Origin of the sequence: Sphingomonas sp., assembly GCF_036731925.1 — a bacterium.
Classification (GTDB): domain Bacteria; phylum Pseudomonadota; class Alphaproteobacteria; order Sphingomonadales; family Sphingomonadaceae; genus Sphingomonas.
Window position 1 is genome coordinate 1,009,336 of sequence record NZ_DAINDJ010000002.1, and the last position, 19,544, is coordinate 1,028,879.

The window sequence follows — 19,544 nt, forward strand, 5'->3', positions numbered from 1 at the left end:
CTGCGAACGAATTGCAAAGATATTCCTGCACCCAAGCCGAATCCCGGGTTGCAGCCTCGCTATTATAGGCCTATCCCGCCCTCGCTTTCGCGGCGCATGTTCACGCGACCGCTTTGCTTGGACCCAACCAAGGAGATTCCATGGCCCGCAAGAAGATCGCACTGATCGGCTCCGGCATGATTGGTGGCACGCTCGCGCACCTCGCCGCCATCAAGGAACTGGGCGACATCGTCCTGTTCGACATTGCCGAGGGCACGCCGCAGGGCAAGGCGCTCGACATCGCGCAGTCCGGCCCGGTCGAAGGCTTCGACGCGAACCTCAAGGGCGCGAACAGCTACGAGGATATTGCGGGCGCCGACGTCTGCATCGTCACCGCCGGCATCCCGCGCAAGCCGGGCATGAGCCGCGACGATCTTCTCAAGACCAACCTGGGCGTGATGAAGGCCGTGGGCGAAGGCATCGCCCAGTATGCGCCTGACGCGTTCGTGATCTGCATCACCAACCCGCTCGACGCGATGGTGTGGGCGCTTCGCGAATTCTCAGGGCTCCCGCACCAGAAGGTCGTCGGCATGGCCGGCGTGCTGGATTCGGCGCGCTTCCGCCACTTCCTCGCCGAAGAGTTCAACGTCTCGGTCGAGGACGTCACCGCCTTCGTGCTGGGCGGCCACGGCGACACCATGGTCCCGGTGATCGAATATTCGACCGTCGCCGGCATCCCGGTGCCCGATCTGATCAAGATGGGCTGGTCCACCCAGGAGCGCATCGACGCCATCGTCGCCCGCACCCGTTCGGGCGGCGGCGAGATCGTCGCGCTGCTCAAGACCGGCTCGGCCTTCTACGCCCCGGCGACCAGCGCAATTGCGATGGCCGAGAGCTACCTGAAGGACAAGAAGCGCCTCCTTCCCTGCGCCGCCCACCTCACCGGCCAGTACGGCGTCGACAACATGTATGTCGGCGTGCCGATCGTGATCGGCAAGGACGGCGTCGAGCGCATCGTCGAGATCGAACTGAACGCTTCGGCGAAGCAGAATTTCGACGTCTCGGTCGACGCGGTCAAGGAACTGGTCGCGGCATGCAAGTCGATCGACTCCTCGCTCGCCTGATCCTTCCCGCGCTCATGGCGGTGCCGGGCGTCGCTTCCGCACAGGAAGCGATCGCCACGGCACCGACGGAGCCGGTGGCGCTGTTCCGTGCCGTGTGCATGGGCGGCAGCGCCCGGCTGACTCGCGGCATGTCCGAGGCCGCGACCTATGCGACGCTGCCGTTGCCCGCGCAGCGCGCGATCGGCATCGGCGCCGTATCGCCCGCGAATGCCGCCGATGCGCTGAAGGCGCCTGCGCCTGAACCGGCGGCGGTGCCCAACAGCATTTACCGCATTGCGGGCGGCAATACGTATCTGTTCGTACCCAAGGCCGGCACCGGCACGGGTACCCTCGCCGAATCCTGCATGGTCCTGTGGATCGGCGGCGGCGACGATTATCTCGCGGCCCGCAAGATCGTGCTGCCGAGCGAGGAAAAGGTGCCGCTCTATGCGCGGCCCGAATCCAAGCCCGATCGCGCGACCTTTACGGCCGCTTCGTTCGGAACGACGCAATATTCGCTCGCCACGTTCGGCGGCTGGATTGCGCTGCGCTCCTTTACCCCTCCTCCCAGCGACCCGGAAAAGGCGAACTGAATGAGCATCCTCGTCGACAAGAACACCAAGGTCATCGTCCAGGGGATGACCGGTGCCACCGGCACGTTCCACACCGAACAGGCGCTTGCCTATGGCACGCAGATGGTCGGCGGCGTCACCCCCGGCAAGGGCGGTAGCACGCATATCGGCCTGCCCGTGTTCGACACGGTCGCCGAAGCCAAGTCGAAGACCGGCGCCGATGCCAGCGTGATCTACGTGCCGCCCCCCTTCGCGGCCGATTCGATCCTCGAGGCGATCGACGCCGAGATCCCGCTGATCGTAGCGATCACCGAAGGCATTCCGGTGCTGGACATGGTGAAGGTGAAGCGCGCGCTTTCCGGCTCCAAGTCGCGCCTGATCGGCCCGAACTGCCCGGGCGTGCTGACGCCTGGCGAATGCAAGATCGGCATCATGCCGGGCAGCATCTTCTCCAAGGGCTCGGTGGGCGTCGTGTCGCGCTCGGGCACCCTCACCTATGAGGCGGTGTTCCAGACCACCAATGCGGGCCTGGGCCAGACCACCGCAGTGGGTATCGGCGGCGACCCGGTCAACGGCACCAACTTCATCGACGTGCTCGAGCTGTTCCTGGCCGATGAAGCCACCCAGTCGATCATCATGATCGGCGAGATCGGTGGCTCGGCCGAGGAAGAGGCCGCGCAGTTCCTGATCGACGAGGCCAAGCGTGGCCGCAAGAAGCCGATGGCCGGCTTCATCGCGGGCCGTACCGCGCCTCCGGGCCGCCGCATGGGCCATGCCGGTGCGATCGTCTCGGGCGGCCAGGGCGGCGCCGAGGACAAGATCGCAGCGATGGAAGCCGCCGGCATCCGCGTTTCCCCCAGCCCCTCGCTGCTCGGCGAGACGCTGATGGAAGTGCTCAAGGGCTAAACTGCAACGGTAGCGCTCCTATATAGGTGGGAGTGGGAGCGCTAACACGAACGGAAGCATGATCATGGGCTATGAAGGCCTCGACTTCGACGACATCGCCGGCGGCGTGAGCCCCGGCTTCGTCGAGACCCTGTACCGGCGCTACAAGAGCGATCCGGCCTCCGTCGAACCGAGCTGGCGTGCCTGGTTCGAGGGTCTCGAATCCACGGCCTCCGGCCCCAGCTGGCAGCGCGCCAACTGGCCGCTGACCGAAACCGACGCGCTGACGGCCGGGCTCGACCCCACCCAGATGGAGCCCGCGCCGAAGCCCGCCAAGGGCGGCGCCCCGGCCAAGCCGGCCGCCCCCGCCGCTTCCACGGCGGACGTGACCAAGGCCGCGGAAGATTCGATCCGCGCGATGATGCTGATCCGCACCTACCGGGTGCGCGGCCATCTCGCCGCCAATCTCGATCCGCTGGGCCTCGCCCGCCAGAACCTGCCCGCCGATCTGACGCCGGAATATCACGGCTTCTCGGGCGCCGATCTCGATCGCCCGATCTATCTCGGCGGGGCGCTTGGGCTTCAGCATGCCACGGTGCGCGAGATCGTCGCGATCCTCCAGGCCAATTACTGCGGTAATGTCGGCCTCGAATATATGCACATCGCGGACGTGGAGGAGCGCCGCTTCCTCCAGGACCGGATGGAAGGCAAGGACAAGGCGATCACCTTCACTGCCGATGGCAAGAAGGCGATCCTGTCCAAGGTGATCGAAGCCGAGCAGTGGGAAAAATTCCTCGGCAAGAAATATGTCGGCACCAAGCGGTTCGGCCTCGACGGCGGCGAATCGATGATCCCGGCGATGGAAGCGATCATCAAGTACGGCGGCCAGCAGGGCGTCCGCGAGATCGTGTACGGCATGGCCCATCGCGGCCGCCTGAACATGCTCGCCAACGTCATGGAAAAGCCGTTCCGGATCATCTTCCATGAATTCGGCGGCGGTTCGGCCAATCCGGACGACGTCGCCGGTTCGGGCGACGTGAAGTATCACCTCGGCACCTCCACCGATCGCCAGTTCGACGGCATCAGCGTCCATATGTCGCTGGTCGCCAACCCGTCGCACCTCGAGGCGGCCGATCCGGTCGTGCTCGGCAAGGCGCGCGCGCTGCAGACGATCCGCGGGGACCTGGAAAAGCACGAGCAGGTGCTGCCGGTGCTGATCCACGGCGACGCGGCCTTTGCGGGCCAGGGCATCGTGTGGGAGACGCTCGGCTTCTCCGGCATCCGCGGCTACAATACCGGCGGCTGCATCCACTTCGTCATCAACAACCAGGTCGGCTTCACGACGAGCCCGCAGTTCGCGCGCTCCTCGCCCTATCCGTCGGACGTCGCCAAGGGCGTCCAGGCGCCGATCCTGCACGTCAACGGCGACGATCCCGAAGCCGTGACCTTCGCCTGCAAGGTGGCGATCGAGTTCCGTCAGGAATTCCACCGCGACATCGTGATCGACATGTGGTGCTATCGCCGCTTCGGCCACAATGAAGGCGACGAGCCCGGCTTCACCCAGCCGCTGATGTACCAGAAGATTCGCCAGCACCCCGGTGTCAGCAGCATCTATGGTCAGAAGCTGATCGCCGAGGGCGTGGTCGACCAGGCTTTCATCGACGAGAAGACCCACCAGTTCACGACGCTGCTCGAAGGGGAGTTCGAGGCAGGCAAGACCTATCTGCCGAACAAGGCGGACTGGTTCGCCGGCCGCTGGTCGGGCCTGGGCGCGCCGTCGGACGGCGAGGGTTCGCGTCGCAACGTCGAGACCGGCATCGAGAAGAAGCTGTTCGACAGCCTCGGCCGCACGCTGACCACGGTTCCGCAGGATCTCGAGATCCACAAGACCCTGGGCCGCGTGCTCGATGCCAAGCGCGAGATGTTCAAGTCGGGCACCAACTTCGACTGGGCGACCGGCGAGGCGCTGGCGTTCGGCTCGCTGCTCTCGGAGGGCTATACCGTCCGCCTGTCCGGCCAGGATTCGGGCCGCGGCACCTTCTCGCAGCGCCACGCCGTCTGGGTCGACCAGAAGACCGAGGCCAAGTACGTGCCGCTCACCACGGTGCCGCATGGCAGCTTCGAGGTGCTCGATTCGCCGCTCAGCGAATATGGCGTGCTCGGTTTCGAGTACGGCTACGCGCTGGCGGATCCGAAGGCGCTGGTGATGTGGGAAGCGCAGTTCGGCGACTTCGTGAACGGCGCGCAGATCATGATCGACCAGTTCATCGCGTCGGGCGAGTCCAAGTGGCTCCGCGCCAACGGCCTGGTGATGCTGCTGCCGCACGGCTATGAAGGCCAGGGCCCCGAGCACAGCTCGGCACGTCCGGAGCGCTTCCTCCAGCTCTGCGCGCAGGACAACATGCAGGTGGTGAACATCACCACCCCGGCAAACTATTTCCACCTGCTCCGCCGGCAGATGCACCGCAACTTCCGCAAGCCGCTGATCCAGATGACGCCCAAGTCGCTGCTCCGCCACAAGATGGCGGTGTCGAGCGCCGAGGAGTTCCTGGGCGACAGTCACTTCAAGCGGATCCTGTCGGACCCCAAGGCCCCGGCGGATACCGAGGTCAAGCGCCTCGTGCTCTGCACCGGCAAGGTGGCGTACGACCTGATCGAGGCGCGCGACGCGGCCGGCGACCAGAACACCGCGATCGTCCGGATCGAGCAGCTCTACCCGTTCCCGGGCGAGCCGCTGACCGAGCGGCTGAAGCGCATGACCAACCTCGAAGAGGTGGTGTGGGCCCAGGAAGAGCCGAAGAACAACGGCTATTGGTTCTTCGTCGAGCCGCTGATCGAGCAGTGCCTGATCGATGCCGGCGTCAAGCCGCAGCGTCCGCGCTATGCCGGTCGCTCGGCGGCGGCATCGCCCGCCACCGGCCTGATGAAGCGCCACACCGCAGAGCAGGGCGCGCTCGTTGCCGACGCGCTCGGCCATAATGTCCGCGAAGAAATCCGCCGCACCCGGAAAGGTTGAAAATGGCCACCGAAGTCAAAGTCCCTGTACTGGGCGAATCGATCACCGAAGCCACCGTCGGTGAATGGCTGAAGAATCCGGGCGATCCCGTCCGCGTAGACGAGCCGATCGCCAGCCTCGAGACCGACAAGGTCTCGGTCGAAGTCCCGTCGCCGGTTGCCGGCGTGATGGGCGAGCAGATCGTCAAGGTCGGCGATACCGTCGAAGTGGGTGCGGTGATCGCGATCATCGCGGGTGAAGGTGCGGCCGCCGCTCCGGCTGCTGCTCCCGCCGCTGCTGCCCCGGCTGCCACCCCGGCTCCTGCGCCCGCCGCTGCTCCGGCCCCCTCGGCCGATGCCGCTGCGCTGTCGCCGTCGGTGCGCCGTGCGGTGCTCGAAACGGGCGTCGACCCCTCGACCGTGCAGGGCACCGGCAAGGACGGCCGCCTGACCAAGGACGACGTTATCGCCGCCGCCAGCAGCAAGCCCGCCGCCGCTCCGGCGCCGGCCGCTGCCCCGGTTGCTGCGCCTGCCGCTACCGGCGGTCGGAAGGAAGAGCGCGTGCGGATGACCCGCCTGCGCCAGACCGTCGCCAAGCGCCTCAAGGAAGCGCAGAACACCGCCGCCATGCTCACCACGTTCAACGACGTGGACATGACTGCGGTGATCGAGGCCCGCGCCAAGTACAAGGACCTGTTCGAGAAGAAGCACGGCGTTCGCCTGGGCTTCATGGGCTTCTTCGTGAAGGCCGCGTGCATGGCGCTGAAGGACATCCCCGGCGTCAACGGCTCGATCGAAGGCGACGAGATCGTCTATCACGATTATTGTGACGTCTCGGTCGCGGTCTCGGCCCCGCAGGGCCTGGTCGTGCCGGTGATCCGCGACGCGCAGGACCTCTCGGTCGCAGGCATCGAGCGCACGATCGGCGATTTCGGCAAGCGCGCCAAGGACGGCACGCTGAAGATGGACGAGATGAAGGGCGGTACCTTCACCATCTCCAACGGCGGCGTGTTCGGCTCGCTGATGTCGACCCCGATCATCAACCCGCCGCAGTCGGCCGTGCTCGGCCTGCACCGCATCGAGGATCGTCCGGTGGTGCGTAACGGCCAGGTCGTCGTCCGCCCGATGATGTACCTCGCGCTCAGCTACGACCACCGCCTGGTCGACGGCCGCGAGGCGGTGACCTTCCTCGTCGCGATCAAGAACGCGATCGAGGATCCGACCCGCCTGCTGATCGACCTCTGATCTCCTTGTGCCCCTGCGAAAGCAGGGGCCCAGGGTAGGAAAGTACAACGCTTGTGGCACTGGGCTCCTGCTTCCGCAGGAGCACGGACTTAGGAGAAGCCCTACGAAATCCGGCTGCGTGTACATCATGGCGAACAAGCGCAACGGCACGATCTATGTGGGATCGACCAGCGACTTGTCTGCCCGAGTGTACCAGCATCGCACCGGCATGATCGAGGGCTTCACCAAGGACAATGGCTGCAGACGCCTCGTCTGGTACGAGGCGCATGAGGATCTGGACGGAGCGCGACTTCGCGAACGCCAGATGAAGAAATGGAAGCGGGCGTGGAAGATCGAGCTGATCGAACGCGACAACCCGCAGTGGAAGGATTTGTACGGGACGCTCTTCGGCTGAGCCGCGCGATGGCGCCGGATCGAAGAACGACCTTCGCAACCCTGGGCTCCTGCCTTCGCAGGAGCACGGACAGGCGCCCCCGCGCGCACGCATGGAGCGGAAAATGGCTGAATATGATTTCGACGTCCTGATCATCGGTTCCGGCCCCGGCGGCTATGTCGCGGCGATCCGCGCGGCGCAGCTGGGTCTCAAGACCGGCTGCGTCGAGAGCCGCGATACGCTGGGCGGCACCTGCCTCAACGTCGGCTGCATCCCCTCCAAGGCGCTGCTGAACGCCTCCGAGCTGTTCTACGAAGCCGCCTCGGGCGCGCTCGCCAAGCACGGCGTCAAGCTGGGCAATGTCGAGCTCGACCTGCCGGCCATGATGGCCGACAAGGACAAGGCCGTGAAGGGCCTGACCGGCGGCATCGAATTCCTGTTCAAGAAGAACAAGGTCGAGTGGGTGAAGGGCCGCGGCACCTTCATCGACGCGCACACCGTGCAGGTGGGCGAGCGCACCGTCACCGCCAAGAATATCGTCATCGCCACCGGCTCGTCGGTCACCCCGCTGCCCGGCGTGACGATCGACCAGAAGGTCGTGGTCGACTCCACCGGCGCGATCGCGCTGGAGAAGGTGCCGGCGAACATGGTCGTCATCGGCGGCGGCGTGATCGGGCTCGAGCTCGGCTCGGTCTGGCAGCGCCTCGGCGCCAAGGTGACCGTGGTCGAGTATCTCGACCAGCTGCTCCCCGGCATGGACGGTGAAGTGCGGAAGGAAGCTTCCAAGATCTTCAAGAAGCAGGGCATGGAGATCAAGCTCTCCACCAAGGTGACCGGCGTTGCCGTCAATGGCGACAAGGCGACCGTCACGATCGAGCCCGCCGCCGGCGGTGCCGCTGAGACCATCGAAGCCGATGTCGTGCTCGTCTCGATCGGCCGTCGTCCGAACACCGAAGGCCTGGGCCTCGACAAGATCGGCATCACCCCGAACCAGCGCGGTCAGATCGAGACCGACCACAGCTTCCGCACCGCGATCGACGGCGTGTGGGCGATCGGCGACGTGATCCCGGGCCCGATGCTCGCGCACAAGGCCGAGGACGAAGGCATCGCGGTCGCCGAGAACATCGCCGGCCTGACCGGCATCGTGAACCACGCGGTGATCCCGAGCGTCGTCTACACCCACCCCGAAATCGCCGGCGTCGGCCTCACCGAGGAGCAGGCGCGCGAACAGGGCGAAGTGAAGGTCGGCAAGTTCCCGATGGCGGGCAACAGCCGAGCCAAGGCGATCGACGACACCACCGGCTGGGTGAAGGTGATCGCCGATGCCAAGACCGACAAGGTGCTCGGCGCCTGGATCATCACCGCGCCGGCCGGCACGATGATCGCCCAGGTCGCGCAGGCGATGGAGTTCGGCGCGACGTCGGAAGACATTGCGTACACCTGCCATGCCCACCCGACGCATTCCGAAGCGATCAAGGAAGCGGCGATGGGCGTGCTCGGCAAGCCGATCCACATCTGATCCGGTCATCCCGGATTCAAGCAAGCGCCGCCGGCATCCCCGGCGGCGTTTTGCTGTTCGGGGCCCAAGAACCACGCTAACGCCCCGGCATGACCACCTCCCTAGGCACCCATGACGCAATCATCCTCGGCGCCGGCGCGGCGGGGATGTTCTGCGCCGCGATGGCAGGCCAGCGGGGGCGACGCGTGCTGCTGCTCGATCATGCCGAGGCACCGGGAAAGAAGATCCTGATCTCCGGCGGCGGGCGGTGCAATTTCACCAATCTCGGCACCGCGCCCGATCGCTACCTTTCCGCCAACCCGCATTTCGCCAAGTCGGCGCTGGGCCGCTACACCGCGCAGGACTTTCTCGCGCTGGTCGAGCGCCACGGCATCGCCTGGCACGAAAAGACGCTGGGCCAGCTGTTCTGCGACGGCTCCGCGCGGCAGATCGTGGAGATGCTGCTCGGCGAATGCGCGATGGGGCAGGTGACGATCACGCTCGGTGCAAGCATCGGCAGCGTCGATCATGCCGATGGCCGCTTCCGCGTGACCACCAGCCAAGGCGTTGCCGAGGCCCCTGCGCTCGTCATCGCCACCGGCGGCCCCGCCATCCCCAAGCTCGGCGCAACCGGCTTCGCCTATGATCTCGCCCGCCGCTTCGGCCTCAAGGTCGTCGAGCCGCGCCCCGCCCTGGTCCCCCTCACCCTCGGCCCGGACCAGGCGCTGTTCCGCGATCTATCGGGCGTCTCCACCCCGGTTGCCGCAAGCGCCGGCAAGGCGGCGTTTCGCGAGGCGGCGCTGTTCACCCATCGCGGCCTCTCCGGCCCGGCGATCCTGCAGGTCTCGTCCTATTGGCGGCCGGGCGAGTCGATCGCGATCGACTTCCTGCCCGATCAAGCCAAGGGATGGCTCCGCGAGGCCAAGCGCAGCGAACCGCGCCTGGGCCTGCGCGGCCTGCTGAATCGCCAACTGCCCGATCGCCTCGCCGTCACGCTGGCCGAACGTATCGCCCTGCCCAGCGAGCTCGGCAATTGCCGCGACGCGCTGCTGGAGCAGGCCGAGTCGCAGCTCGCCGCGTGGCCTTTCGCACCCAACGGCACCGAAGGCTTCGCCAAGGCCGAAGTGACCGTCGGCGGCATCAGCACCGCCGATCTTTCCTCGCAGACCATGGCAGCGCGCCGTGTGCCCGGCCTCTACGCGATCGGCGAGGCGGTCGACGTCACCGGCTGGCTGGGCGGGTATAATTTCCAATGGGCCTGGGCGAGCGGCTGGGCGGCGGCACAAGCACTCTAGCCCCGCCTGTTGCGCAAACAGCACGTGGGTCTACGTAAAGTTGCTTAACAGGACCTTTTCATTTGCATAGGTTGCGCTCCTTCGGCCAAACTTGTCACAGAGACCCGCTATCATGCTGGTCCGGGGGGACAATTCAGGTCTGCGATGAGAGTTCGGTGCGTATTGGCGGCCGCCGTCTTGGCTTGCCCGGTGACCGCGCAGGCCCAGCAGCAGCCTGATCCTGCCGCAGGCGCGAACGGCGCGCCCCCTGCTTCCGGCGTGCTCGTGTATGGCCCGGAATTTTTCGGCAACACCGCGCTGCCGACCGCGCTGGACATGGTGCAGCGCTTGCCCGGCTTTACGCTCGATACCGGCAATGGCGAGGCGCGCGGCATCGCCGGCAACACGGGCAATGTGCTGATCGACGGCAAGCCTCCCGCGTCGAAGACCGATGGGCTGGGCGAGATCCTGCGCCGGATCAGCGCCTCCAGTGTCGCGCGGATCGAGCTGATCCGCGGCGGGGCGCCGGGCATCGACATGCAGGGACGCGCGGTGATCGCCAATGTGGTGCTGAAGCGTACGGCGTCCACCGAGAAGCTGATCAACTTCCAGAGCTATATCTACCGCGACGGCTATGTCGGCCCCGACGTGACGCTGCAGTACGCCCGGCGCGACGGCGATCGGCGCGACGAGCTCTCGCTGGAACTGATCAGCGATCGCACCAGCGGCACCGCGCAGGGCATCCGCACCCGCCGCGATGCCGCCGGCAACCTGCTCCAGCGCCACAGCCTCGACCTGTGGGACCGCGATCGTACCGCCACGCTGCGGACGTCGCTGCAGCGAGCGGCCGTCGGCGGGCTGCTGACGGTCAATGCGCGGTTCGATTACCTCGATTATCCGACCAGCCAGACCGTCACGCTGCTGGAAGGCATCGGCAGCAGCGGGCGCGCGACCGACGTGACGCACCAATGGAAGGGCGAAGTCGGCGCGAACTGGGCGCGGCCGCTCGGCGCGAAGGGCGAAGTGGAGCTGATCGCGCTCCAGCGTCTCGGCCATACCGGCTATGATTCCACGACCAATGCCGGCGGCTTCGTTTCCACCTTCGGCCAGCAGTCGCGGAACGGCGAATCGGTCCTGCGCCCGATCCTCCGCTACAAGCCCGGCAAGACACTGTCGCTCGAGGGCGGCGGCGAGATCGCGTACAACTTCCTCGACAACCGCACCGATTATGCCGAGCAGGGCGTGCCGAAGCCGCTGCCGGACCAGAGCGTATTCGTGAGCGAAGTGCGCGGCGAGCTGTTCGGGCTGGCGCGGTGGCAGCCCTCCACCCGCATCACCCTGGAAGCCGGCATGCGTGCGGAAGTGTCGCGGATCGCCGCCGATGCCGACACCGGCCGCACACGCTCCTTCTTCTACCCCAAGCCGCGCCTGCAGCTGACCCTGCGACCCAACAAGCGCGACCAGCTGCGGCTGCGGGTGGAGCAGAGCGTCAGCCAGCTGGACTTCAACGATTTCGTGGCGGCGACGGAGATCAACCTGGGCACGGTGCGCGCCGGCAATGGCGATCTGGTGCCCGAGCAGATGCTGACGCTGGAGGCAGTGGTCGAGCACCGCTTCTGGGGCAAAGGCGCGCTGGAGCTCGGCGCCAAGCACGAGGCGACGCGCAACGTCATCGACTATATCCCGCTGGAGGGCGGGTACGACGCGATCGGCAATATCGGCACCGGCACGCGCGATACGCTGTCGAGCACGTTGACGCTGCCGTTCGACAAGCTGGGCATCAAGAATGCGCGGTTCCGGGGCAACGCGTCGGTGGTGCGCAGCCATGTCACCGATCCGCTGACCGCCGAGCGTCGGCGCTATACCAACGAAGTGCCGTTCACCTGCAGCGGCAGCTTCAGCCAGGATCTGTTCGGCGGCCGCTTCACCTATGGCGTGTACGGCAGCTGCGGGCAGCCCGGCACCCACCTCTACCGGATCGGCGAATATCGCACGACCGAGGTGGAGCCGAGCTTCGAGGTGTACGGCATCTGGAAGCCGAGCAAGCGGCTGACGGTGCGGCTGGACGCCGGCAACCTCAACAATGCGGCGCGGATCTATGACCGCGACCTCTACATCGGCGAGCGCAACGCCTCGCCGCTGCTGTACCGCGAGCATCGCACCCAGCGGCGCGGACAATATCTCTACGTGCAGATCCGCCGGGCGCTGTAGGGGCGCCCGGCGGCATCGCTCAGTCCAGGTTCGGCCGCAGGTAGCGGGTCGCCAGCTCCTCGCTGATGCCGCGGCGGGCAGCATAGTCCTTGAGCTGGTCCGGCCCGACACGCGCGACGCCGAAATATTCGGCCTGCGGGTGGCCGAAATAGAAGCCGGACACCGCCGCCGTCGGCAGCATCGCGAAGCTTTCGGTGAGGCTGATGCCGGTGCGCTTGTGCGCATCGAGCAGGTCGAACAGGATCGGCTTGAGGCTATGCTCGGGGCAGGCCGGATAGCCCGGCGCCGGGCGGATGCCGCGATACTGCTCGCGGACCAGCGCGTCATTGTCGAGCTGCTCGCCCTCGGCATAGCCCCACAGCGCGGTGCGGACGAACTTGTGGAGCCGCTCCGCGAACGCCTCGGCCAGACGGTCGGCCAGCGCCTTCAGCAGGATGTCCGAATAATCGTCGATCGCCGCCTTGAAGCGGGCGAGGTGCGGCTCGATGCCGTGGATCGAGACCGCGAAGCCGCCGATCCAGTCGCCGTCATGATCGATGAAGTCGGCCAGACACATGTTCGCCCGGCCCTCACGCTTGGCGATCTGCTGGCGCAGGAACGGCAGGCGGACGTGGTTCTCGTTTTCGAGATGCACAATCACGTCGTCGCCCTCGCGCCGGCACGGCCACAGCCCCGCCACGCCGCGCGCGGTGAGCCAGCGCTCGTCGATGATCCTGTCGAGCATCTTCTGCGCGTCGGCGAACAGCGAAGTCGCGCTTTCGCCGACCACTTCGTCCTGCAGGATCGCCGGATAGTTGCCGGCCAGCTCCCAGGCGCGGAAGAAGGGCGTCCAGTCGATATAGTCGCGCAGGTCCTTCAGGTCCCAGTCGTCGAACGTATGCACGCCCGGCAGCCGCGGCTTGCCCGGCTTCAGCGACATGTCCGCCTCGAAGGCGTTGGCGCGCGCGTCCTCGAGCGGCAGCAGCTCGCTCTGGCCCTTGCCCGCGCGGGTGACGCGGACATGCTCATATTCGTCCGCCACCTTGGCGACGTAGGGATCGCGCTGGGTATCGGAGACAAGCGCCGTCGCCACGCCGACCGCGCGGCTGGCGTCGAGCACATGCACCACGGGGCCGGTATAGGCCGGGTCGATGCGCAGCGCGGTGTGAACGCGGCTGGTGGTCGCCCCGCCGATCAGCAGCGGCATCGTCATCTGCGCGCGCTGCATTTCCTCGGCAACGGTCACCATCTCGTCGAGGCTGGGGGTGATCAGGCCGGACAGGCCGATCATGTCCGCATCATGCTCGACCGCCGCCTGGAGAATGTTCGACCAGGGCACCATCACGCCCAGATCGACTACCTCGAAGCCGTTGCACTGAAGCACCACGCCGACGATGTTCTTGCCGATATCGTGCACATCGCCCTTCACCGTGGCGAGCACGATCTTGCCCTTGCCCTTCGCCCCCGGCTCCTTCTGCGCCTCGATATAGGGCAGCAGATGCGCCACGGCCTTCTTCATCACGCGGGCGGACTTCACCACCTGCGGCAGGAACATCTTGCCCGAGCCGAACAGGTCGCCGACGACGTTCATGCCGTCCATCAGCGGGCCCTCGATCACTTCGATCGGGCGCGCAAAGGCGAGGCGGCATTCCTCGGTATCCTCGACGACATACATGTCGATGCCCTTGACCAGCGCATGCTCGAGCCGCTTGGTCACCGGCCAGCTGCGCCACTCCGCCGCCTGCTTCTCCGCCACCGCATCGGTGCCGCGATACTTCTCGGCCAGCGCCACCAGCCGCTCGCCGGCGTCCGGATCGCGGTTGAGCACCACGTCCTCGCACGCCACGCGCAGCTCGGGATCGATCGCGTCATACACGTCGAGCTGGCCGGCATTGACGATCGCCATGTCCATGCCCGCGGGGATTGCGTGGTAGAGGAACACGCTGTGCATCGCCCGGCGCACCGGCTCGTTGCCGCGGAAGCTGAACGACAGGTTCGACAGGCCGCCCGAGATATGGACGTGCGGGCAGCGCTTCTTGATCTCGCGGCACGCCTCGATGAAGTCGACGCCGTAGTTGTTGTGCTCCTCGATGCCCGTCGCCACGGCGAACACGTTGGGATCGAAGATGATATCTTCGGGCGGGAAGCCGATGCCGGTGAGCAGCTTGTAGGCGCGTTCGCAGATCTCGACCTTGCGCGCTTGCGTGTCCGCCTGGCCGACCTCGTCGAACGCCATCACCACCACGGCGGCACCGTACGCCATGCACTTGCGCGCATGGGTTAGGAACGCCGCCTCGCCTTCCTTCATGCTGATCGAATTGACGATCGGCTTGCCCGAAACGCACTTGAGCCCCGCCTCGATCACCTCCCATTTCGAGCTGTCGATCATCACCGGCACGCGGGCGATGTCCGGCTCGGCGGCGATCAGCTTGAGGAAGGTGGTCATCGCCTCGACGGCGTCGAGCAGGCCCTCGTCCATGTTGACGTCGATCACCTGCGCGCCGTTCTCGACCTGCTGGCGCGCGACTTCGACGGCGGCGGTGTAATCGCCGGCCATCACCAGCTTCTTGAAGCGGGCCGATCCGGTGACGTTGGTGCGCTCGCCGATATTGACGAAGTTGGTGGAGGAAGGCGTGGTCATGATCTGGGTTCTTTTTCTCTCCCTCTCCCCATCGGGGAGAGGGCCGGGGAGAGGGGCAGTGTGTCGTTGATCGCGGGCGGAAGAGCGGCAGCGTCCTGCCCCTCTCCCAACCCTCTCCCCGGAAGGGAGAGGGCTTATGAAGTCACGCCGCCATGGTGAACGGTTCGAGGCCCGCGAGCCGCGTCCGCACGTCCGGCGTCGGGATGCTGCGCGGGGTAAGCCCCTGCACCGCCTTCGCGATCGCGCCGATATGCGCCGGGGTCGAGCCGCAGCAGCCGCCGAGGATGTTCACCTGCCCCGCATCGGCCCATTCCTTGACGAGGCCCGCGGTGGTCGCCGGCAGCTCGTCATAGGCGCCGAGCTCGTTGGGCAGGCCCGCATTCGGATAGACCATGATCAGCGTGTCGCAGAGCGCCGACAGCGTCTTCACATGCGGGCGCAGCTGCTCGGCGCCGAACGAGCAGTTGAGCCCGATCGTCACCGGCTTGGCATGGCGCACCGCGTGCCAGAACGCCTCGACGGTGTGGCCGGAGAGATTGCGGCCGGACAGGTCGGTCAGCGTCATCGACAGCATGATCGGCAGATCGCGGCCCAGCGCCTCGCCTGCCTCGATCGCCGCCATGATGCCGGCCTTGGCGTTGAGCGTGTCGAACACCGTCTCGATCAGCACGAAGTCGATGCCGCCTTCGACCAGCGCGTCGATCTGCTCGCGGTACACGTCCTTCAGGTAATCAAAGTCGATCTCGCGATAGCCGGGATCGTTGACGTCCGGCGAGAGCGACAACGTCTTGTTGGTCGGGCCCAGCGCACCGGCGACGAAGCGCGGGCGGCCGTCCTTCGCCTCGAACTCGTCGGCGATGCTGCGGGCGAGCTTCGCGCTCTCGATATTGATCTCGCGCACCAGATGCTCGGCGCCGTAATCGGCCTGGCTGATCCGGTTGGCGGAGAAGGTGTTGGTCTCGGCGATGTCGGCACCGGCCTCGAAATAGGCGCGGTGGATCGAGCCGGGCACCTCGGGCTTGGTCAGCGCGAGGATGTCGTTGTTGCCCTTCTGATCGTGGCTCAGGCCGAGGGTGCCGGCATAGGCGGCCTCGTCGAGCTTCCAGTTCTGGATCTCGGTGCCGAACGCGCCGTCGGTGATCAGGATGCGCTTGGCGGCTTCGGCCAGCAGTTTCTCGCGTGCAGTCATGTCAAATTCCTCACGTAAGCCCCTCCCCTTCAGGGGAGGGGTTTGGGGTGGGGCAGGGTCTCACCGAGACCAACAGAGGCTCTGGCATCCCTCCACCCCAACCCCTCCTCCCAGGAGGAGGGGCTTAGGTTGGGTTACGCCGCCGCTACCGCCGCCTGCTGCCGCGGGCGCAGGCCCAGCAGGTGGCAGATCGCGTAGCTCAGCTCGGCGCGGTTGAGCGTGTAGAAGTGGAACTGCCGCACGCCGCCGGCATAGAGCTTGCGGCACAGTTCCGCCGTCAGCGTCGCGGTGACCAGCTGGCGCGCCGAGGGATGCTCGTCGAGCCCCTCGAACAGCTTCTCCATCCAGGCCGGCACGTCGGTGCCGCACATCGCGGACATCTTCACCACGCTGGCATAGTTCATCACCGGCATGATGCCCGGCACGATCTCGGCATCGATCCCCGCCGCCGCCGCGCGGTCGCGGAAGCGCAGGAAGGTCTCGGCCTCGAAGAAGAACTGGGTGATCGCGCGGTTGGCGCCCGCATCGATCTTGCGCTTGAGATTGTCGAGATCCGCCTCGGGGCTCGGCGAGTCCGGGTGGCATTCGGGATAGGCGCTCACCGAAATCTCGAACGGGTGGAGCCGGCGCAGGCCCGCGACCAGGTCCGCGGCATTCTCATAGCCGCCGGGATGCGTGCGATATTTTTCGCCGGCACGGGGCGGGTCGCCGCGAAGTGCCACGATGTGCCGCACGCCCGCCGCCCAATATTCCTCGGCGATCTGGTCGATCTCCTCGCGCGTCGCCTCGACGCAGGTGAGGTGGGCGGCGGCGGCCAGCGGCGTCTCGCGCGCGATTTTCGAGACCGTGGCATGGGTCCGCTCGCGGGTGGTGCCGCCGGCGCCATAGGTGACGCTGACGAAGCGCGGCCCCAGGGGGGACAGCGTCTCGATTGACTGCCACAGCGTCTCTTCCATCTTCTCGGTCTTGGGCGGGAAGAATTCGAAGCTCACTGCCACGTCGCCCGCCACATCGGCGAACAGGGGCGGTGCCATGGGGTCTACGATGCTCATGCCGCCTTCACCTTCTCTGCAACCTCGCCGGTCTTGCGACCCAGCCATAATTTCACCGTCAGTGCGCCGCCTTCGAGCGTCTGCACCTGCACCGGGGCCAGCCCGGCGCGATCGAACCAGCCGAGCATCTGCTCGTCCGAGAAACCCAGTCGCGCATGCGCATCGCGGGTGCGCAGCTCCTCGCGCTCGTGCGGCGCGAAATCGACGATCAGCAGCCGGCCGCCGGGGCCGAGCACCCGCGCCGCCTCACCGATCGCCGCCGCCGGTTGCTGCGCGAAGTGGAGCACATGATGCAATATAGCAGTATCCGCAGCGCCGTCCGCCAGCGGCAGCGCATAGAGATCGGCCTGGCGCAGTTCGGCATGGCCGAGATCGGCCAGCTTGGCGCGCGCCAGCCGCAGCATCTCCGACGAGCGGTCGATGCCGAGCGCCTGGGCCGAACGCGGCCCGAACAGCTCGAGCATTCGCCCCGTCCCCGTGCCGATATCGACCAGCGTGCCGAGCGAGCCTTCGCCCAGCGCCGCACCCATGGCCGCTTCGACTTCGCTTTCGGCGACATGGAGCGAGCGGATCGCGTCCCATTGGCCGGCATTGCTCTCGAACCACGCCTCCGCCGCCGACGCGCGGTCGGCGCGCACGGCCGCCAGCCGGGCCTGGTCCGCGATCACCCAAGGGTCGCCCGCCAGTTCCCAGGCATCGAGGGCCGCCAGCACGGGTGCGGTCACCGCACGCCGGCCGAGCGCGACGAATACCCAGCTGCCTTCCTTGCGCCGCTCGGCAACGCCCGCGTCGCAGAGGATCTTCACATGACGGGAAACGCGCGGCTGGCTCTGCCCCAGCACCTGCGCGAGCTCTCCGACGCTCAGCTCCATCGCGCGCAGCAATGCGACGATGCGCAGCCGCGTCGAATCCGCGAGCGCGCGGAAGATGGCGAGGGGTTCTGTCATGGGCGGGATAGAGATATAAAGATATCTTTATATCAGGTCAACGCATCGCTGCGCGGTTGCGTGCGTTTGCGCGTCTGGCTAGCCCGGCCGCAAACCCCGTGAAGGAACCCATTCCCATGCGCAAGCTTCTCCTCCTCCCCGTCGCCGCGCTGGCGCTCACCGGCCTCTCGGCTTGCGGCAACAAGGCGAAGAACGAGGCCGCCGAGGCGAACGAGGCGATGGCCGGCGACAGCAACACGATGGGCGAAGCGGTAGCCGACGTGAACGCCGCCGAAGATGCCGCATTTGCCAACGCCGAAAGCGCCTATGGCAACGACAGCGGTCCTGCCGGCAACGAGATCACCGACTGACGCGTTCCTCGCCCTCCCTTCCCTATCGGAGTACGCCCATGCCGCACCTTCGCCACCTCGGCGCCTCGGGCCTTGAGATCGCGCCGCTCGTGCTGGGCGGCAATGTGTTCGGCTGGACGGCCGACAAGGCCGCCAGCTTCCGCATCCTCGATCGCTTCGCCGAGCGCGGCGGCGTGATGATCGACACCGCCGACGTCTATTCGGCCTGGGTGCCCGGCCACCAGGGCGGCGAATCCGAGAGCGTGATCGGCGAATGGCTGCGTACGTCCGGCAAGCGCGACCAGGTGCTGATCTCCACCAAGGTAGGCATGCTGCCCGGCGAGGGCGGCGCGAAGCTGGCCCCCGCCCGTATTGCCGCGGCGGCCGAAGCCTCGCTCCAGCGGCTGGGCATCGAGACGATCGACCTCTATTTCGCCCACCAGGACGATGAGGACGTGGCCCAGGAGGACTATCTCGAGGCGTTCGGCACGCTGATCGACGCGGGCAAGATCCGCGCGCTGGGTGCGTCGAATTTCCACGCGATGCGGCTGAAGTCCGCGCTCGACCTTGCCGCAAAGGAAGGGCTGCCGCACTTCCGCGTACTCCAGCCCGAATACAACCTCGTCAGCCGCCGCAAGTTCGAGGGCGAGCTGCAGGATCTGTGCATCACCCAGAATCTCGGCGTGATCCCCTATTATGGCCTCGCCGCGGGCTTCCTCACCGGCAAGTATCGCAGCGAGGCGGACCTCTCGAAGAGCGTGCGCGGCGGCGGCATGGCCAAGCTGCTCGCCGGCAAGGGCGGCGCGGTGCTGGCGGTGATGGACGACGTGGCGGCCGAGACCGGGGCAAGCCTCGCCCAGATCGCGCTTGCCTGGCTGGCCGCGCAGGACGGCGTGACCGCGCCGATCGCCAGCGCGACCAGCATCGAGCAGCTGGACGAACTGATCGGCGCATGGGACGTGGACCTCACCCGCGACCAGCTTGATCGCCTGACCGCCGCCGGGGCCTGATGACCGCAGCAGACCTGATCGATCGTATCGTGGCGCAGCTCGTGCGCCGCCATGGCGGCACCGTGCGTCGCTGGAAAACCGTGCTGGGGCCGGTACGCGTATACGACCCGGAGACGCATCCGCACTGCAACTGGTCGCTCGCGCCCAGCGGCGCCGCCGGCGACGTGGCCGCGGTGGAGAAGCTGCTCGACGAGCTGCGGATCACCTATCCGGTGGTGATCGGCTAAACGGAGAAGGGCGGAGCACGCAGGTGCCCCGCCCCC

General features: G+C 66.9%; 16 protein-coding genes. 12 read left to right on the plus strand and 4 right to left on the minus strand.

Features of this window, described 5'->3' with window-relative positions; translation table 11 throughout:
- The first annotated feature begins 140 nt into the window (after nt 1-140).
- From mdh to V7E00_RS14330, 9 genes are all read left to right on the plus strand, one after another.
- Entirely contained in the window at nt 141-1,103 is a 963-nt protein-coding gene (gene mdh / locus V7E00_RS14290) for a malate dehydrogenase (protein ID WP_333573297.1), read from the plus strand.
- A complete protein-coding gene (locus tag V7E00_RS14295; protein WP_333573298.1) occupies nt 1,073-1,675 on the plus strand; it encodes a hypothetical protein in 603 nt (200 codons plus the stop codon). The genes mdh and V7E00_RS14295 overlap by 31 nt, the downstream gene beginning before the upstream one ends.
- A complete protein-coding gene (gene sucD / locus V7E00_RS14300) occupies nt 1,676-2,560 on the plus strand; it encodes a succinate--CoA ligase subunit alpha (protein WP_333573299.1) in 885 nt (294 codons plus the stop codon). It begins immediately after the preceding gene.
- Nucleotides 2,561-2,624: 64 nt separating this feature from the next.
- Nucleotides 2,625-5,555: a 2-oxoglutarate dehydrogenase E1 component gene (locus tag V7E00_RS14305; protein WP_333573875.1), complete on the plus strand. Its 2,931-nt coding sequence runs from the start codon at nt 2,625-2,627 to the stop codon at nt 5,553-5,555.
- A 2-nt stretch (nt 5,556-5,557) separates the two neighbouring features.
- Nucleotides 5,558-6,778: a 2-oxoglutarate dehydrogenase complex dihydrolipoyllysine-residue succinyltransferase gene (gene odhB / locus V7E00_RS14310; RefSeq protein ID WP_333573300.1), complete on the plus strand. Its 1,221-nt coding sequence runs from the start codon at nt 5,558-5,560 to the stop codon at nt 6,776-6,778.
- Between the two features lie 118 nt (nt 6,779-6,896).
- Entirely contained in the window at nt 6,897-7,172 is a 276-nt protein-coding gene (locus V7E00_RS14315; protein ID WP_333573301.1) for a GIY-YIG nuclease family protein, read from the plus strand.
- Between the two features lie 103 nt (nt 7,173-7,275).
- Complete coding sequence (lpdA, locus tag V7E00_RS14320) at nt 7,276-8,670, plus strand: dihydrolipoyl dehydrogenase (RefSeq protein ID WP_333573302.1); 1,395 nt, start codon at nt 7,276-7,278, stop codon at nt 8,668-8,670.
- Nucleotides 8,671-8,759: 89 nt separating this feature from the next.
- Nucleotides 8,760-9,944, plus strand: coding sequence for an NAD(P)/FAD-dependent oxidoreductase (locus tag V7E00_RS14325; RefSeq protein ID WP_333573303.1), 1,185 nt, complete (start codon nt 8,760-8,762; stop codon nt 9,942-9,944).
- Between the two features lie 189 nt (nt 9,945-10,133).
- On the plus strand, nt 10,134-12,134 hold the full coding sequence (locus V7E00_RS14330; RefSeq protein WP_333573304.1) for a TonB-dependent receptor plug domain-containing protein: 2,001 nt from the start codon (nt 10,134-10,136) through the stop codon (nt 12,132-12,134).
- Nucleotides 12,135-12,153: 19 nt separating this feature from the next.
- Here the strand turns inward: V7E00_RS14330 and metH are convergent, their stop codons facing one another.
- The 4 genes from metH to V7E00_RS14350 form a co-directional block, all read right to left on the minus strand.
- Entirely contained in the window at nt 12,154-14,754 is a 2,601-nt protein-coding gene (metH, locus tag V7E00_RS14335; RefSeq protein WP_333573305.1) for a methionine synthase, read from the minus strand.
- A 142-nt stretch (nt 14,755-14,896) separates the two neighbouring features.
- Nucleotides 14,897-15,943, minus strand: coding sequence for a homocysteine S-methyltransferase family protein (locus V7E00_RS14340; protein WP_333573306.1), 1,047 nt, complete (start codon nt 15,941-15,943; stop codon nt 14,897-14,899).
- Between the two features lie 134 nt (nt 15,944-16,077).
- Nucleotides 16,078-16,977: a methylenetetrahydrofolate reductase gene (gene metF, locus V7E00_RS14345; RefSeq protein WP_121073296.1), complete on the minus strand. Its 900-nt coding sequence runs from the start codon at nt 16,975-16,977 to the stop codon at nt 16,078-16,080.
- 14 nt (nt 16,978-16,991) lie between these two features.
- Nucleotides 16,992-17,942, minus strand: coding sequence for an ArsR/SmtB family transcription factor (locus tag V7E00_RS14350; protein WP_333573307.1), 951 nt, complete (start codon nt 17,940-17,942; stop codon nt 16,992-16,994).
- Nucleotides 17,943-18,058: 116 nt separating this feature from the next.
- Between V7E00_RS14350 and V7E00_RS14355 the strand changes: the two genes are divergently transcribed.
- From V7E00_RS14355 to V7E00_RS14365, 3 genes are read left to right on the plus strand one after another with little or no spacing between them, the layout of a single operon-like run.
- Nucleotides 18,059-18,292: a hypothetical protein gene (locus tag V7E00_RS14355; protein ID WP_333573308.1), complete on the plus strand. Its 234-nt coding sequence runs from the start codon at nt 18,059-18,061 to the stop codon at nt 18,290-18,292.
- 38 nt (nt 18,293-18,330) lie between these two features.
- On the plus strand, nt 18,331-19,281 hold the full coding sequence (locus tag V7E00_RS14360) for an aldo/keto reductase (RefSeq protein WP_333573309.1): 951 nt from the start codon (nt 18,331-18,333) through the stop codon (nt 19,279-19,281).
- The gene (locus V7E00_RS14365) at nt 19,281-19,508 is read left to right on the plus strand and encodes a hypothetical protein (protein ID WP_333573310.1); all 228 of its coding nucleotides are present in this window, start codon (nt 19,281-19,283) and stop codon (nt 19,506-19,508) included. The genes V7E00_RS14360 and V7E00_RS14365 overlap by 1 nt, the downstream gene beginning before the upstream one ends.
- The last annotated feature ends 36 nt before the right edge of the window (nt 19,509-19,544 follow it).